This window comes from Pseudomonas sp. TH08, from assembly GCF_016651275.1.
Taxonomy (GTDB): Bacteria; Pseudomonadota; Gammaproteobacteria; order Pseudomonadales; family Pseudomonadaceae; genus Aquipseudomonas.
In genome coordinates this window covers 211,203-225,617 of the sequence record NZ_JAEKEE010000004.1, presented here as the reverse complement: position 1 = coordinate 225,617, position 14,415 = coordinate 211,203, and the positions used below count along the sequence as shown (strand labels likewise).

The window sequence follows — 14,415 nt, the reverse complement described above, 5'->3', positions numbered from 1 at the left end:
TCGGTCACAAAGATCTGCGTCATCGCAGGGCGCTCGATGGCGCGCGGTACGGTGTGGTGTGACGAGCGCTTCGCATAAAACTCGCTTTCCTTGATGGGGCTGGCATAACCCGATCATGTGGCAGCGACTGCAAATTGATAATCAGCGGCCCAGTTGATAACTGTTAAGGAAAAATTGATAACGAGCCTCTGCCAGGTGCATTGCGCCCCTCTGCCGCTCCTCGTGCCACGGCTGGTTATTCACACGCTGAGGAATGTCTTTGGCCTGGAGAAACCCTCGCCAGCCAGACAATGGAGGAACGCTATCGCTGATTCAGATGGCGTAGAATCCAGCGAAAAGCGCAATCGCATTCAGGGAAATCCGAATAATGCTCTTCGAAAATCTGGCGCTGTTTTTGTTGATTGTCGAGAAAGGTGGCCTGTCGGCCGCAGGCCGTGAGGTAGGGCTTTCGCCGACATCAGTCTCGGAGCGACTCGGGGCTTTGGAGAAGCATTACGGGGCGACATTGCTCACCCGTACCACCCGGTCGATCAGCTTGACGGATGAAGGACGGCTTCTGGTGGAGGGTGCGCGTCGACTACTGGCGGACGCTGAAGACATCGAGAGCAATATCAAACTGGGCACAGAACGCATTTCCGGCCTGATACGGCTGAGTGCACCGGTTGACCTGGGGCGAAATCGTCTCGTGCCCATTCTGGATCAATTTCTCGAAGAAAATCCTGACGTCAGCCTTGACCTGAACTTGACTGACGGTTACCTCGATCTTGCTGGCCAGGGCATCGACTTTGCCATTCGTTATGGCGCGTTGTCCGACAGTACGCTGCGTGTGCGAAAGCTCAGCGAAGGACGGCGCGTTGTCTGTGCATCACCGGCCTATCTGAGTGTTCATGGCACGCCACAACACCCATCGGAGTTGGCGCAGCAGCAATGCATTCTGATGCGCTTTGGCAGCAACATTCATCGCGAATGGCAGTTCCGCGCCAATGGTCGTTCTTTCAAGGTCCGGGTGTCGGGCCGGCGCATCGCCAATGACGGCGATCAAGTGCGGCAGTGGTGTCTGGCCGGTCATGGTATCTGTATCAAGTCGTACATCGACGTGCGCGATGACTTGAAAGCGGGTCGACTGATCGAGGTGCTGGAGGCCTATTCACTGCAAGGGGTGGACTTGCAAATTGTCTACCCTTCCAGCCATGCACTGCCACGGCGGGTCAAATTGCTGATGGACGAAATCTCCTTGAAGCTGGCGACTTGAGCCCGATTCAAGGAGATTTGTGGCTGGGTTTTCTGAGCCTTTTGGCTCAGCCGTGCTGAGACCAGGCAGGAAAATCGGAGTAACCACGTTCGGTGCCACCAAACAGCTCGGCACCTTCCAGATCGGCTAATGGATAACCCTTCTCCAGTCTCAGAGGCAGATCCGGGTTGGCGACGAATTTGCGGCCGAAAGCGACAAAGTCGGCATAGCCCTTACTCAACATCCAGTCGGCCTGTTCCAGGTCGTACTTGCCGGCCACCACAATGGCGTTGTGAAAATGCTCGCGCACCGCCCGCCGGAACGCCTCGGGAAATACCGGCGCATCATCCCAGTCCGCTTCGACCAGATGCAGATACGCAATGCCTTTTTCCTGCAAATAGGTGGCCGCTTCCAGAATCGTCGGCAGAATGTCCGGACACTCCATGCCTCGTGCCGTCAGAAACGGAGCCACGCGAATCGCCGTGCGATCGGCACCGACCTCATCGATCACCGCATCCATGACCTCTTTAAGAAAGCGCAGGCGGTTTTTGCGCGAACCGCCGTACTCATCCGTACGCAGGTTGGAGGTGCTACGCAGGAACTGATCAATCAGATAGCCATTGGCGCCATGAACTTCCACTCCGTCGAAACCTGCCGTCATGGCGTTGCGGGCGGCTTTGCGGTAGTCGTTGACGATGTCGTGAATCTCGTCGCGGCTCAGCGCACGTGGCGTAGGGCATTTGACCATACTGCCTGCACCCGTCGACGGGTCGACTTTCCAGATGCTGCCGTCGAACGGGATTGCAGAAGGCGCAACTGGTAGCTCGCCGTTATGGAAATCGGGGTGCGACATGCGCCCCACGTGCCACAGTTGCAGAAAAATACGTCCACCCGCGGCATGCACCGCATCGGTCACCAGACGCCAGCCTGCTACCTGTTCGTCGCTGTAGATTCCCGGGGTAAAGGAATAGCCTTTTCCCTGCGGAGAGATTTGCGTGGCTTCACTGACAATGAACGCCGCCGATGCCCGCTGAGCGTAATAGATCGCGTTCATGGCATTCGGAACATCGCCAGGCTGAGTGCTGCGGGAGCGGGTCATGGGGGCCATGACCACGCGATTCGGGGTACGTAACTTACCAACCGCGCCGGGACTAAAGAGTTTGGACATGAGCGTCTCCTCGTAGAGATTCAGTGGATCTTCCGGGCGCAGAATAGCCCTTTGGAGATTTCTGATAATCGGCCCCGACCGGGAAACATATTACGGTCAATCCGGATAATCGATACGCTGGTAGGCCGATCCTGCTCCGGGCTGAACAGGCCACTCTGCGTACGCCAACACACCGCAGATGACCTGCAAAAGCCCTTGCGACACCAAGACTCAACGATTCCAGGGCGCCTCATCGTGTGCATCAATGCCGTACTTCTCCAGCGCCCGGGCGTGGGTCTGCGGATCAAGCGAAGCCAGCGCCGCCAGCACAATGTGCAAACGATCCACCTCAAAGAACCCGCGCAACGCCGAGCGCGTGTCGCTGCGGCCGAAACCATCGGTGCCCAGCGCCACATACGGTGCCTCCAGATATGGCGCCACCAGTTGCGCATAGGCGCGGACGTAGTCGCTGGCCGCCACAATCGGCGCGCTGCCGGGCAGGCAGCGTTGCAGATGGCTTTGCGTCTGGCAGTGCCCGGCAAACAGTTGCCGGCGCTGCACTTCGCGGGCATCACGGGCCAGTTCGGAAAAACTGCTGACGCTCCAGACTTCACTGCTGACCTGCCATTCATCCTCAAGCATCTGCGCGGCCGCAATCACCTCACGCAAGATCGCCCCCGAACCCAGCAAACGTACCGTCGCCGGGGTAGCCCCATGACGGGCGTACAGGCGCATCCCGCGAATGACGTCGTCGTATTGCGCAGGTTCAAGTGGCGCCTGTACGTAGTTTTCGTTGGTCACGGTCAGGTAATAGAACTCGTCCTGCTGCTCCTCCAGCATGCGCCGGCTGCCATGGTCGATGATCACCGCCGCCTCACTGGCGAAGGCCGGATCGTAGGCGCGGCAGTTGGGGACGGTGGCGGCAATCAATTGGCTGGAGCCGTCCTGATGTTGCAGACCTTCGCCGGCGAGGGTCGTACGTCCGGACGTTGCCCCGATCAGGAAGCCCCGGGCGCGTTGATCCGCCGCAGCCCAGATCAGATCACCGACGCGCTGGAAACCGAACATCGAGTAGTAGATGTAGAACGGCAGCATTGCCTCGCCGCTGACGCTGTACGACGTGGCCGCAGCGACCCAGGACGAAATCGCCCCGGCTTCGGTAATACCCTCTTCCAGCAGTTGCCCGTCGGCAGCCTCCTTGTAGTAGAGCAATGCGCCGGCATCTTCCGGCTCGTACAACTGCCCCACGGAGGAGTAGATGCCGATCTGCCGAAACAGGTTGGCCATGCCGAAAGTGCGTGCTTCATCAGCAACGATCGGGACGATCCGCGGCCCCAGTTGTTTGTCCTTGAGCAGGTGGGTGAACAGGCGTACGACCGCCATGGTCGTGGAGTTTTCCCGATCATCCGGCGTGAGTGCGAAGCGCGCGTAGCTGTCGAGTGGCGGAACGCTGATGGCGGCGGCGCGGCTGTTGCGTTTGGGCAAATAGCCGCCCAATGCCTGTCGCTGCTGATGCAGGTAACGCAACTCAGGGCTGTCGTCGGCAGGCCGGTAGAAACGCATTTCTTCCACAGCCTGGTCGTCCAGCGGCAAGGCAAAGCGATCACGAAACGCCTTGAGCGCTTCGACATCGAGTTTTTTCTGCTGGTGAGACGTGTTGCGCGACTCGCCGATCCGGCCCATACCGAAACCTTTCTTGGTTTTCGCCAGAATGACGGTCGGCCTGCCCTTTTGCTGTTTTGCCGCCGAAAAAGCCGCGTGCAGTTTGCGAAAGTCGTGACCGCCCCTGCGCAACGCATCGATCTGTTGCGGGCTCATGTGCGCCACCAGCGCCTGCAATTGCGGGTCCTGATTGAAGAAATGACTGAGGTTGTATTCACCGTCATTGGCGCCCAGATTCTGATACTCGCCGTCCACCATGGCGGCGAAGTGGCGTAACAGCGCATGCCCCTCATCGCGCGCGAATAATGGGTCCCACTCGGAACCCCACAACACTTTGATCACGTTCCAGCCGGCACCACTGAACAGCGCCGCCAGTTCCTGAACGATTTGCCCGTTGCCCCGGACCGGGCCATCGAGGCGTTGCAGATTGCAGTTGATCACAAAGGTGACGTTGTCCAGATTTTCCCGCGCCGCCAGCGACAGCGCGGCAATCGATTCTGGCTCGTCCATCTCGCCATCGCCGAACACGCCCCAGACATGCCGCCCTTGCGTCGTCGCAATCGAGCGATGTTGCAGGTAACGCAGGAAGCGCGCCTGGTAAATCGCATTGATCGGACCGATGCCCATCGAACCGGTGGGAAACTGCCAGAAGTCCGGCATCAGCCAAGGGTGCGGATAGGAGCACAAGCCACCGCCATCCACTTCTTGCCGGTAACGCTGCAATTGCGCTTCCTGCAAGCGCCCTTCGAGAAATGCCCGCGCATACACGCCCGGCGCCGAATGGGCCTGGAAGTACACCAGATCACCGCGCCCGGCCTCACTGTCTGCCCGGAAAAAGTGGTTGAAACCGACCTCGAATATCTCGGCGGCCGAGGCAAAACTCGCGATATGCCCGCCCAACTCGCCGTAGGCCTTGTTGGCTTTCGCCACCATTGCCAAGGCGTTCCAGCGGATGATCGATGTGATGCGCTCCTCCATCACCAGATCGCCGGGATAGTCGGGCTGTTGCTCAATCCCCAGGGTGTTCTGGTAGAGCGAGTAGGCGCTCGTGGCACTCTGTACGCCCAACCGATCAGCCTGCTCGGCCAAACGCTGAAGCAAGTACCGCACACGCGCCTTGCCACCGACCCGCGCAACACCGGTCAGGGCTTCCAGCCATTCGCTGGTTTCGATCTCGTCGCTGTCTTGCGGAACCGGCAGTAAATGATTTGGCCGTGGCACTGACTCTTTCATTGCAGAACACCCCGAAAGGTTGAATGGGCAAGCGTTATCAGGACGAGACTTGTTCGAGAAAAATCAACTGCAGCGGCTCTTCCAGCAGGTCATCCGCCGTGGCCGCAAAGTGCTGGAAGTACGGCATGGCGAAATGCGCATCGAGTGCCGCTTGGTCTTTGAAAGCCTCGCGCATGTAGAACGTGCCACGCTGGTCGCGCAGCTCAAACAACACATAGTCGAGATTGCCCGGCTCTGTGCGCGTCGGCTCAACCAGCGCCAGCAGTCCCTCTTGCAATGCCTGTTCCTGGCCTGGTTTGGCCTTTAGTACCGCAATCGACACCAACACTTCAGTGGACGCATTCATCATCAACTCTCCAATGGTTAAAACAGCTTTCAGCGGGTCGGCGCCGGCGCCGCGTCGATTTTCAGACGCAGCAGGCTGTAAGGTTTTTGCCGCTGATCCTGCCCCGAGCGGAACGCCGCCTGCCGATGAAATTGGTTGGCAATGAAATACAGATAGCCATCCGGGCCGATGGACAAGGTGTCGGGCCACAGCAGGCGCGGGTCATGCACCAGCGTTTGCCACTGGCCATCCGGCAATCGCTTGCGGATCGCGTTGTGCTCGTAATCACCGGCGTAGATCGCGCCGTCAGCGTCGGCCTCCAGACCATCGGATGCACCTTTTTCGCCCAGATCCTGCACGGCCGCTGCCAGTTGTTGCTCGCTGAAGTTGGCATCGCGTAAAAGCGCGGTGGAAACCGAGTACAGATGTCGACTCGACAAAGGCGTGAAGTACAGCGTCTTGCCGTCCGCCGACAGGGCGATACCGTCCGAGGCCACACCCAGCGGTTTTCGCTGGCCGTTCGCAGCCTCGACCGTGACCGGCAAACCTTCGACCACCGGTACAAATGTCGGGTCAACCGAGGTCGCCGGCACTCCGCTCAAACGGCGCATCGCATGGCCGCTGGCGATGTCCATGACGATGATCGCGCCGGGGCCGCGCAATGAAGAATCGGTGAGATAGACCGTGCCTTGCGCGCCAGTACGAAAGTCGAAACGCATGTCGTTAACGTAGGTGCTGGGCAACATGACGTGGTCCGGGAACACCAGGCGTTTGACGACTTTGTTGGTAGCCAGATCCACCGCCATCAGTTTCGCGCCTTTGGGTTTCGGATCTGCAAAGCCCGGCGCTGCCGTGTCGAGCAACCAGACACGGCCCCGACCATCGGCCACCACGCTTTGCACGCTGATCAGGCCATCGCTCGGGTCGCTTGGATTCTCCTGGTTGATCGCCGCGTTCGGATAGGCCACGACCTTGCCAGCGCGGATCTCGCCCACGGTGAACGGCACGTTGTCGCCCCAACGCGGGAAGTTGACGAAGATCCGCCCCGTCTCGGTGACCGTCACGCCGGTGGGCATTGCATCGTAGAACGCATGCACCTGTTCAAGCTTGCCGAAAGAGCGGTCGGCCGGTGCATCAGCCGGCAAGGCAACAGCGTTGATTGCATGAGCGAACGGCACCGTGAATGTGGCGGCCAAGACCATCGCCATGACTGCGGGAAGGGTTTTCATACGCATGAGCAGCTCCTGACAGGCCCGCCAGCAGGCCCGTCTGAATGAATGAGTTAGGTCAGAAACCTTCGAGAACGATCTTGCCTCGGGCCTTGCCGCTTTCGACCAACGCATGGGCACGGCGCATGTTCGCCGCGTTGATCGCGCCGAAATGTTCGCCCACGGTGGTGTGCAAAATGCCTTGGTCAATCAGAGCGCTGACGCGATCGAGCAGGTGATGCTGATTGATCATGTCCTCGGTTTCGTACAGTGAACGGGTGAACATCAATTCCCAATGCAGCGACAGCGATTTGCGCTTGAGCGGCATCACATCGAGGCTGTCGGGATCGTCGATCACACCCAGACGCCCCTGTGGTCGAAGCACATCGATCAGTTGCGAAAAGTGCTGCGAGGTGTGCGTCAGGCTGGCGACATAATCAACCTCGGTCACGCCCAGTGCTTGCAACTGAGCGAGCATGGGCTGGCTGTGATCGATGACGTGATGCGCACCCAACTGCCGAACCCAGTCAGCAGTTTCCTTGCGCGAGGCGGTACCGATCACGGTAAGCCGGGTCAACTGGCGGGCCAGTTGCACCAGCATCGAACCGACGCCGCCCGCCGCGCCGGTGATCAACAGGCACTTGCCCTGCCCCGAGCCTTCGGCGATACCGAGGCGCTCGAAGAGCAATTCCCAAGCGGTAATCGAGGTCAACGGCAACGCCGCCGCATCGGCTGCACTCAACGAGCGTGGTTTGTGCCCGACGATTCGCTCATCCACCAAATGGAATTCGCTGTAACTGCCGGAACGCGCAATCGAGCCCGAATAGAACACTTCATCGCCCGGCTGAAACAGTGTCACTTCACTACCGACCTCGCGAACAATGCCGGCCGCATCCCAGCCGAGGATTTTTGGTTCTTTGGTGAAAGTGCCAGCGCGGACTTTGGTGTCGACCGGATTGACCGAAACTGCGCGCACTTCCACCAGCAGATCCCTCGGGCCAGGCGTGGGCACTGGCAGATCGATGTCGATCAATGCTTGCGGATCATCAATGGGCAAAGCGTGTTGCGTAAAGGTGATGGCTTTCATGGAAACTCGCTGTCTGAAGAGTTGACGTGCTCACTTGCCGCCATCTTCGACTTCCCATGCACAAAGAAAAACCAGCAGAATGCGCCAACACTTTCACTTTTGCAGTGAAAATTGATCACCAATGCGCTGAGCCCCATGGTGATCACTCGGCAAAGCACCTCGCACTCGCGCCTTACGAAACGCAAATGCATGGCAGGACGCCCTCAGCGGCGGTGCTCAGCGACCTTGGCTGTCGCGGCCGTTTTTGGCTTTGAAACCATCGAGCAGTGCGCGGGTACGACTCATGGCTGACGTATCGGCAGCGCTCCCACGCCCATTGGCGCCGGGCAGCAAAACACCTTGGTCAATCAAGCTGGCGATACGATTGAGCAAGTGATGCTGGTTGATCATGTCGGTGGTTTCAAACAGCGATCGGGTGAACATCATTTCCCAGTGCAACGATAAAGACTTTGTCTTCAGCGCTGTCGCGTCCAGGTGCCCGGGATCGTCGATCACGCCCAGACGTCCCTGCGGGCGCAGTATCTCGATCAACTGCAAAAAATGCTCATTGGTGTTTGCCAGGCTGGCGACATGGCTGACGTCGGCAATCTCGAGTGCTTGCAGTTGAGCCCCCAGCGGCTGACCGGGATCGATGACATGGTGCGCACCCAACTGCCGAAGCCGCTCTGCCTTGTCCTGACATGAGGCCGTTGCAATCACGGTCAGGCGAGTCAACTGACGGGCCAGTTGCACGAGCATCGCGCCAGTGCCTGCGGCCTCTCCCATGATCAGCAGACATTCGCCTTGCGCCGAATCCTGCGCAACGCCCAGGCGGTCAAACAGCAGTTCCCACGCGGTTACGCAATATAAAGGCAATGCCGCCGCCTCAGCCGCACTCAACGAGCGCGGTTTGTCTCCGACAACTCGCTCATCCACGCAATGGAATCTGCTGTAGCCGCCGGGCGCGGCAATTGTCCCTGCAAAGGAGTAAAACACCTCATCGCCGGGTTGAAACAGTGTCACCTCTGGCCCGACTTGACGAACAATGCCAGCGGCACCCCAGCCGAGTATTTTCGATTCTTTGGTACCGGTTGCTATTGGAACCTTTGTCTCGAGCGGATTGACGGCAACCGCAAGCAGTTCAATCTGCATTGCTCTTGGGCCGGGAACCGCTCTGATGGTTGGGTCTTGCGAATAGGCGTCCTCGATCGATGAGCCCGATGGGGTGAAGGTGAAGACGTTCATGAAGACTCGCTGTTCGAAGGGTTGACGCACACACTTACAAACATTTTCGTCCTCCTTTGAACAAAGAAAAACCTACAGAATGCGCCAACACTTTCACAGCAGGAGTGAAGATGATTCGCATTGATGATCTTGGTTTGTTTACGCGCAGTGCCGCGCTGGGCAGCTTCACGGCGGCTGCGCTGGAAGCGGACTTGTTGCCAGGCCAGGTCGCGGCCGCCATCAAGCGCCTGGAACGCGAACTGGATGTGCGCTTGTTCGCACGCACCACCCGCAGCCTTCGACTGACCGCCGAGGGTGAGCAATACCTGCCTACCGCGCATTCGGTGCTTGAAGCGCTGAAGCTCGGGCGGGAAAACCTGCGCGGTGAGAACACCCCGCTTCGAGGCGCACTGCAAGTCACCGCCCCGTCTGATCTGGGGCGCAATGTGTTGTTGCCGTGGCTGTCGGCCTTCCGCCGTGAGCACCCGGAACTGACACTACGTTTCGTGTTGTCCGATCAGGTCGCCGATCTGTTCCGCGACCCGGTGGACGTTGCTATCCGCTACGGCTCCAACGAAGACGCCAACTATGTGGCGTTGCCTCTGGCACCCTGGAACCGTCGGGTGCTGGTCGCTTCACCGGAATACGTGGAGCGCCATGGTCAGCCGACAACGCCGGATCAACTGCTCGAGCATCCCTGCCTGCTCTATCTGCAGAATGGGCGGGTATTCGACAAATGGAACCTGGGCGGGCGAACCATACAGGTCTCGGGCCCGCTGTTCAGCGACGACGCCGATGTAGTCCGACGCTGGGCATTGGAGGGCGAAGGCATTGCCTGCAAGTCCTGGCTGGACGTAAGCGCTGACGTGATCGCCGGCAGACTGGTCGTATTGCTGGAGGATCATCCGGGCAATGCCTCGCCGTTGAGTATGGTCTGCCCGCACCGCAAGCAGATCTCTCCTGCCGTTTCGCAACTCTATTCGTGGTTGCGAGAACAGTTTTCCCGCATGGAGCGAATTTGAATCCGGGGCGTGCGGGTGTCAGGCGTCGAGAAGAGTGAGCAGGGAGTTGTTTAGCTCGTGACTTCCCGACGGACCGACGTCAGCCGCCGAACCTTTCCCACGGAAACACCGTCCGAGCTAAGGCATCAATGCTTACCGCTCGCCACGAGGTTTCCGTTTGAAAGCTGCCATCGTCAAAAAATACCGTTTGATCATCAAGACCATGGGCTACGTGGGCTGGGCCTTGTTCTGGCTGCTGCTCTGGGACATTGCGGTCACCGTGGACTTCATGCTGTTTCTCAACGCCAAGCTGAATCTGCCGCTGATGCCCCTGACTTTATTGGGTTCGGCATTGATCGTGCTGATCAGTTTTCGAAACAGCAGCGCGTACAACCGTTGGTGGGAAGCGCGGACGCTGTGGGGTTCGATGATCAATAACTCGCGCAGCTTCGCTCGGCAGGTGCTGACGTTACTGGATGACCCTGGTAGTGAGGTGAACCCGGTCAAGTCGACCCTGCTGCGACGCCACGTTGCGTATGTCAATTGCCTGGCGGCGCATCTGCAAGGCCAGCCTTGCCCTGATGAGATCCGTGCATTCATTCCTGCTGACGAATTCGCCCGCAGTGGCACCACCAATAACTTTGCCAACGACATCCTGACCGGTTCCGCTGCGCTGCTCGCGCGTGAATACAAGGCCGGGCGTCTGGACAGCATTCGCCTGGCACGGCTGGAGTCGACCCTGGTGGATCTGTCCAACAGCCAGGGCGGTATGGAGCGGATCGCCAATACGCCGCTGCCCTACCCTTATGTGTATTTCCCGCGCCTGTTTATTTCGCTGTTCTGCCTGATCGTACCGGTGGGGCTGGTGGAGTCGCTGGGCTGGTTTACCCCGCTGGCCTCCACCGTGGTCGGTTTCATGTTGCTGGCCATCGAACGCATCGGCACCGATCTGCAAAGCCCGTTTCGCCACAGCGAGCATCAGATTCAGATGGAGGCGCTCTGTGAAACCATCGAGAAAAACCTGCAGTCGATGCAGCGTGATTCATTGGGGGACGTGCGTCAGGTGGAAGAAATCGCTTGAACGCCGCCCTTCAACTCGTCCCAACGGGCGCGGGTGAGGCCGTAGCACTTGCACGGTTTGGTCACGTTGGCCAGGGTCAGGTCGGCGTCATACAGGTGCACGGCGCCCAGCCTCAACTTCATTGCCGGCCAGCGGCTCAAGCCTCAGCGTCGGGCCGGACAAGGTGGGTTGGCAGTCGAAAACGGTTGCAGGCATGGGTTGCGTTCCATCAGGGCAATGAGCGTGTCGCGAGTCTAAATTGACTGCAGGCAAAGGAAAGATCCATTACGACGGATATTGATGGGGCCATAAAAATGCGCCTCACCCTTGGAATTGCCCTGCACGCCCTCATAACATCAGCTATACCCACGTCCCCGAGAGGAAGGACACACCATGACCACGCAAACCGAAACTGCCATTCTTGCTGGCGGCTGCTTCTGGGGCATGCAGGATCTGCTGCGGCGCTATCCCGGTGTGCTGCAGACGCGGGTCGGATACACCGGCGGCGATGTGCCGAATGCGACTTATCGCAACCACGGCAATCACGCCGAAGCCATCGAAATCGTCTTCGACCCGGCCGTGATCAGCTACCGACAGATTCTTGAGTTCTTCTTCCAGATCCACGACCCGAGCACACCCAACCGCCAAGGCAACGACCTCGGCCCGAGCTATCGTTCGGCGATTTACTACCTCAGCGAAGCGCAGCGCGATGTCGCCGAAGACACGGCTGCCGACGTCGACGCATCAAAACTGTGGCCAGGCCGGGTAGTCACCGAAATCGAACCGGCGGGACCGTTCTGGGAAGCGGAACCGGAGCATCAGGATTATCTGGAGCGCATTCCGAATGGCTACACCTGCCATTTCATCCGGCCGAACTGGAAGTTGCCGAAGCGCGCCTGAGCCTAAGGTTGCTCCCCTCATTCGTCTGTGCGACGTCGGGGAGGACGTTAATTTTTCAAGGAAGACCATGGACATTCGATCGACGCAAACCAGGGACTGGAAGCTGCTCAAGCAAGTACGACTCGCCGCGCTGTTGGACGCTCCAACAGCGTTTGGCGTGAGCTACCAATCCGCCGCTGCCTACACCGATGAACAGTGGCAAGAACGCGCCTCGTCAGCCGGAACCGAATTCTGGCTGGCTTACGAGCAAGACAGACCTGTCGGCATGATCGGTGCGGCCGTCAGCAGTGCTAATCGCTTTAACCTGATCGGGATGTGGGTCGAGCCTGCTGCCCGAGGCTCAGTTGCGGCGACTCGGTTGGTCAACGTCGTAAAGGCGCGTGCGACGCAGCGAGGCTTTGATCGGGTGTTCCTCGACGTCTCTCCCGACAACGCGAGAGCCGCAAACTTCTATCTGAAGCAGGGTTTCGAGTTCCTGGATGAATGGGAACCGCTGGAAAGTCACCCGCATATTTCGGTGCAGACCATGTGCTGGGTTGACGGCTGATTTGCAAGCATCTGCCAGGGCGTAAAGCCCTGGCAGATAGCAGCTATCACTTTTTCTTTTTCGCAGGCTTGTCTGCCTTCTTCGAGTCCTTGGCCTTGTCTGGCTTGCTGTCAGCTTTCTTGGCAGATTTCTTCGGTTCGGCGTCTTTTTTCTTGTCCTTCTTATCGGACGATTTTGAAAGCGCCGAGGCCGCTGCGGATTTCTTTTCAGGTGATGACTTTTTGTCCTTCAAATCCTTGCTGGCTTTCGAAGCTTCACCTTTGTTTTTCTTCTCGTCTTTAGCCACGCTGACCACCTCTCGGAATATGCCGGTATTGGCACAACGCCTGTGCAATTGACCACAAGCTGATCATTAGGGTGAGCGCGCTCAAGCGCGGTTCAAATTATTTTGCTGCGGGCCAGGCGTGTGGGCGTTCGTGGTTTCCCCTTCAAAGCGTTTCAGGGAGAAAGACGAGAGATCCAGGTCGGTCGAGCCGCGCGTGCACCACTGGGCAAACGCCTCGCCCAATGCGGCGGAATGTTTGAAACCGTGACCGGAACACGCCGAGACGAACAGCGTGTGTTGCAGCGACGGATGCTCGTCGATGATGAAGTGGCGATCGGGCGTGACGGTGTAGGCGCAGACCGCCGACTTGAGCACCTTCGAGGTCACGCCGGCGAGGTGGCCGCGCACCTGATGTTCATACATGTCCTGCGCTTCGGCGGCCGAAACCGTTCGCTCGATTGTTTGCGGCGACGATGAGGTGTGGTACTGCGCGGTGGCAATTTTCAGGCTGCCTTCGCCGGGTAACGCGGGAAAGCCGTAATTGACTTTATCGTCGCCCCGGCCATGGGTGAGGATGAATGTCGGGGAGTGGCCGACCAGCCCGGCACCCTCCTCCAGTTCGAACCAGAATAGCTTCTGCCGGTAGACACTGAGCAGATTTTCATAGGGCTCACCGAGCAATTCACCACTCCAGTTGCCCGCGCTGATCACCAGTTTGTTGGCAAACAGCGTGCGGCGGTCGGTGGTGACCGTGACACCCTCCTCGCTCGAGGTGATCGCGGTGACGGTCTCGCCTTTATAAAGCGTCGCGCCGTGTTGCTCGGCCAGTTTGAGTTGCACGTCGATGCAGCGTTCGGGACGTACAAAGCCTCCGCCGGGCTCGAAGTAACCGATTGCGCTGTCGTGCACGTTGGCAAATTGCGGGAAGCGTTGGCGAATCTGTTCGGCGGACAAGATTTCGTGCTCGATGCCGTAGGTCTGCGCCAGATTGATGGTGCGCAAGGTGAAGTCGGTCTGGTCTTGAGGATCGAAATCGGCGCTCGATGTCAGCACCAGCAGCCCCGACTGCTCGAACAGCGATTCTCCACTCAACGCCTCAAGTTCACGCCAGATGCGATGAGAATTGCGCACGATGGGCACATATTGCGCGCCCTCGCCGACTGAAAGCCGAGTGATGCGCGTGTCGCCGTGGCTTGAGCCAAGGTTATGCGGCGGGTGATGCCGATCAATACCGACAACCTTCACACCTGCTTTCGCCAACTGATAAACCGTGGCAGCGCCCATCGCGCCCAAGCCCAGAACCACCACTTCGTATCGCTCGGACATGAATAGCCACCTATCAAAAAAGCGCCAGTTGAGCGGTAAACCTATCAGGAATCAAAGATTGACGGAGCATTTGCCTGATCGTGTGAAGGAGCGGCTCTCAATCCTGCCGTACGTCGGGCAATCGCTGGCTGATTGCCGAAATTTCATACCTGTCATAAGTGACAACCCTTCTGACATAAACAGCGCTTTCCGCGACCTTTGGATAATTGCGTCAGCCCTA

General features: G+C 58.8%; 14 protein-coding genes. 5 read left to right on the top strand and 9 right to left on the bottom strand.

Features of this window, described 5'->3' with window-relative positions:
- Positions 1-367 precede the first annotated feature (367 nt).
- The gene (locus JFT91_RS18230; RefSeq protein WP_201233397.1) at positions 368-1,252 is read left to right on the top strand and encodes a LysR family transcriptional regulator; all 885 of its coding nucleotides are present in this window, start codon (positions 368-370) and stop codon (positions 1,250-1,252) included.
- 46 nt (positions 1,253-1,298) lie between these two features.
- Here the strand turns inward: JFT91_RS18230 and JFT91_RS18225 are convergent, their stop codons facing one another.
- The 6 genes from JFT91_RS18225 to JFT91_RS18200 form a co-directional block, all read right to left on the bottom strand.
- Entirely contained in the window at positions 1,299-2,399 is a 1,101-nt protein-coding gene (locus JFT91_RS18225) for an alkene reductase (RefSeq protein WP_201233396.1), read from the bottom strand.
- A 210-nt stretch (positions 2,400-2,609) separates the two neighbouring features.
- Entirely contained in the window at positions 2,610-5,273 is a 2,664-nt protein-coding gene (mdeB, locus tag JFT91_RS18220; protein ID WP_201233395.1) for an alpha-ketoglutarate dehydrogenase, read from the bottom strand.
- A 37-nt stretch (positions 5,274-5,310) separates the two neighbouring features.
- Entirely contained in the window at positions 5,311-5,619 is a 309-nt protein-coding gene (locus JFT91_RS18215) for a putative quinol monooxygenase (RefSeq protein ID WP_201233394.1), read from the bottom strand.
- A 29-nt stretch (positions 5,620-5,648) separates the two neighbouring features.
- Positions 5,649-6,833 (bottom strand): L-dopachrome tautomerase-related protein, encoded by a 1,185-nt coding sequence (locus JFT91_RS18210; RefSeq protein WP_201204328.1) that lies wholly within the window; start codon positions 6,831-6,833, stop codon positions 5,649-5,651.
- A gap of 52 nt (positions 6,834-6,885) precedes the next feature.
- Positions 6,886-7,893 carry a zinc-binding alcohol dehydrogenase family protein gene (locus tag JFT91_RS18205; protein WP_201204329.1) on the bottom strand — a complete coding sequence of 336 codons (1,008 nt, stop codon included), beginning with the start codon at positions 7,891-7,893 and terminating at the stop codon, positions 6,886-6,888.
- Between the two features lie 216 nt (positions 7,894-8,109).
- Positions 8,110-9,117 (bottom strand): zinc-binding alcohol dehydrogenase family protein, encoded by a 1,008-nt coding sequence (locus JFT91_RS18200; RefSeq protein WP_201233393.1) that lies wholly within the window; start codon positions 9,115-9,117, stop codon positions 8,110-8,112.
- Positions 9,118-9,227: 110 nt separating this feature from the next.
- Between JFT91_RS18200 and JFT91_RS18195 the strand changes: the two genes are divergently transcribed.
- Both JFT91_RS18195 and JFT91_RS18190 read left to right on the top strand, forming a co-directional pair.
- Positions 9,228-10,118 carry a LysR family transcriptional regulator gene (locus JFT91_RS18195; RefSeq protein ID WP_201233392.1) on the top strand — a complete coding sequence of 297 codons (891 nt, stop codon included), beginning with the start codon at positions 9,228-9,230 and terminating at the stop codon, positions 10,116-10,118.
- A gap of 157 nt (positions 10,119-10,275) precedes the next feature.
- Positions 10,276-11,178 (top strand): bestrophin family protein, encoded by a 903-nt coding sequence (locus tag JFT91_RS18190; protein WP_201233391.1) that lies wholly within the window; start codon positions 10,276-10,278, stop codon positions 11,176-11,178.
- Here JFT91_RS18190 and JFT91_RS18185 read toward each other — a convergent pair.
- On the bottom strand, positions 11,157-11,300 hold the full coding sequence (locus JFT91_RS18185) for a hypothetical protein (RefSeq protein ID WP_201233390.1): 144 nt from the start codon (positions 11,298-11,300) through the stop codon (positions 11,157-11,159). The genes JFT91_RS18190 and JFT91_RS18185 overlap by 22 nt on opposite strands.
- Positions 11,301-11,550: 250 nt before the next feature.
- Here JFT91_RS18185 and msrA point away from each other — a divergent pair, with 250 nt between their 5' ends.
- Positions 11,551-12,057 (top strand): peptide-methionine (S)-S-oxide reductase MsrA, encoded by a 507-nt coding sequence (gene msrA / locus JFT91_RS18180; protein WP_008088550.1) that lies wholly within the window; start codon positions 11,551-11,553, stop codon positions 12,055-12,057.
- Positions 12,058-12,124: 67 nt separating this feature from the next.
- Complete coding sequence (locus JFT91_RS18175; RefSeq protein WP_201233389.1) at positions 12,125-12,604, top strand: GNAT family N-acetyltransferase; 480 nt, start codon at positions 12,125-12,127, stop codon at positions 12,602-12,604.
- A gap of 46 nt (positions 12,605-12,650) precedes the next feature.
- Here JFT91_RS18175 and JFT91_RS18170 read toward each other — a convergent pair whose 3' ends face one another.
- Positions 12,651-12,890 carry a hypothetical protein gene (locus JFT91_RS18170; protein WP_401386179.1) on the bottom strand — a complete coding sequence of 80 codons (240 nt, stop codon included), beginning with the start codon at positions 12,888-12,890 and terminating at the stop codon, positions 12,651-12,653.
- Between the two features lie 81 nt (positions 12,891-12,971).
- On the bottom strand, positions 12,972-14,195 hold the full coding sequence (gene solA, locus JFT91_RS18165; RefSeq protein WP_201233387.1) for an N-methyl-L-tryptophan oxidase: 1,224 nt from the start codon (positions 14,193-14,195) through the stop codon (positions 12,972-12,974).
- Positions 14,196-14,415: the final 220 nt, after the last annotated feature.